General features: G+C 62.5%; 3 protein-coding genes and 1 pseudogene. All 4 read right to left on the reverse strand.

Going from position 1 to position 1785, the window contains the following annotated elements; all coding sequences use genetic code 11:
• Nucleotides 1–228: pseudogene (locus WBB85_RS16120) on the reverse strand (apolipoprotein N-acyltransferase); the annotation flags it as partial.
• On the reverse strand, nt 225–1112 hold the full coding sequence (locus WBB85_RS16125; protein ID WP_432639616.1) for a hemolysin family protein: 888 nt from the start codon (nt 1110–1112) through the stop codon (nt 225–227). The pseudogene WBB85_RS16120 and the gene WBB85_RS16125, both read right to left, overlap by 4 nt.
• 37 nt (nt 1113–1149) lie before the next feature.
• Complete coding sequence (gene ybeY, locus WBB85_RS16130; protein ID WP_432639617.1) at nt 1150–1662, reverse strand: rRNA maturation RNase YbeY; 513 nt, start codon at nt 1660–1662, stop codon at nt 1150–1152.
• The coding region (locus WBB85_RS16135; RefSeq protein WP_432639618.1) for a PhoH family protein at nt 1655–1785 on the reverse strand (131 nt) is incomplete at its 5' end. The genes WBB85_RS16135 and ybeY, both read right to left, overlap by 8 nt.

Consider the following 1785-nt stretch of genomic DNA (forward strand, 5'->3'; position numbering starts at 1 on the left):
GAACAAGACGATCAGGGCATAGCCGACACCGATGCTCCAACCGCGCCGGAGCGCGGCCCCGGGCGTCCTGCAGTGCCTGAACAGGGCGACCGCCAGCGCGAAGGCAGGAAGCGCCAGAACCGGCAGCGCAAAGGGCACTTGGCCCAACCCGGCGGCGACGCCACACAAAAGCGCGACCCCCGTGCCGCGCCAGCCCGCGACCAGCCCCGCCGGCACTGCCGCATTCATTTCGTGGCGGAACCCGGTAAACGCACCCGCAGCCGCTTGATCCGGCGGGGATCAGCCTCGACCACTTCGATTGCTAGGCCCGCAGGATGCTGCACCACCTCGCCGCGCGCCGGAACCCGGCCCATCAGCACAAAGACCAGACCGCCCAGCGTGTCGACTTCCTCGTCCTCGTCTTCGCCGGCAAGCTTCATGCCGATCTCGGCCTCGAAATCTTCAAGCGGCGTCTTGGACTGAACAAGGTAGACGCCGGGTTTTTCCTGCGTCCAGTATGCGCCTTCCGCGGTGTCGTGCTCGTCCTCGATCTCGCCGACGACCTGCTCGATCAGATCCTCGATCGTCACCAGACCGTCAACGCCGCCATATTCGTCGATCACAAGCGCCATGTGCATCCGTTCACTCTGCATCTTCTGCAGCAGGATGCCGATGGGCATCGAAGGCGGTGCAAAGATCAGCGGCCGAACCATACCCTTCAGCGAGAACCGCGGCCCCTTGCCGTTGAAACCGTGCTTCAGCGCGAAGTCCTTGAGGTGGACAAGCCCGATCGGCGTATCCAGCGTTCCGTCATACACTGGCAGACGCGTCAGGCCGCTCTTGCGGAACACCTCAACCAATTCGTCTTTCTTGATGTCGACGGGGACTGCCACGATCTCGGCCGTCGGGATGGCCACGTCGTCAAGGCGCATCCGGCGCAGGTTCGCCATGCCAAGCGCCGACAGGCCCGGCACCGGGCGCTGACCCGCGGACTTGGTTCCGTTGACTTGTTCCTCGTGACTGTCCGAGGGCGTTTTGGCACCAAATAAGCGGCCAAGAAAGCCGCGCTGCCTTTTACTGTCAGGGTCTTGCGCGCTCTGCGCTGCGTTAGACCCGCCTTCTGCGTCGCCCATAGGTCCTTTCCAAATGTCCAGAGCCATGATCGCGGCCCTAATCTACCCTATATGGGTCCGGAAGCCCCAGAAGGGCAAGTATCCCGGCCTCTATTCCTTCCATCAATGCGGCATCTTCGTCGCGAATGTGATCATAACCCAACAAATGTAACGTTCCATGTACCAGAAGATGCGTCACATGGTCCCTGAGCGGTTTTCCCGCATCCTCCGCTTCGCGCCGGCAGGTTTCGTAGGCGATGGCGATGTCGCCCAGTTCCTCCGGCGCATCGGGTGGCGGGACGGACGGCAGGGTCGGCTGCCCTCCCGCGGTATCGGATGCGCGATCTTCGGCCGGCCATGACAACACGTTGGTCGGCTGCGGCTTACCCCGGAAATCGGCATTCAAGACGGCGATGCGCGCATCATTGCATCCCAGAAGGCTGATCTCGAACCTGTCCGCCGGAAGCCCGAGATGTTGCAGCGTGGCGGCACAGGCGTCTTCGGCCAGCGCATCCAGTCCAACGTCGTTCCAGCGGTGATCCTCGGCTAGGGTGTCGACCAGTTCAGACATTGTCGTCGGAATCGTACGCCTCGATGATTCTGGCAACCAGCGGATGCCGCACCACATCCTTGGCGGTGAAATAGTTGAAACTGATCTTGTCGATCCCCTTCAGCAGACGCTCGGCATCCGCCA

Origin of the sequence: Albidovulum sp. (genome assembly GCF_049646345.1) — a bacterium.
Classification (GTDB): Bacteria; Pseudomonadota; Alphaproteobacteria; order Rhodobacterales; family Rhodobacteraceae; genus Albidovulum.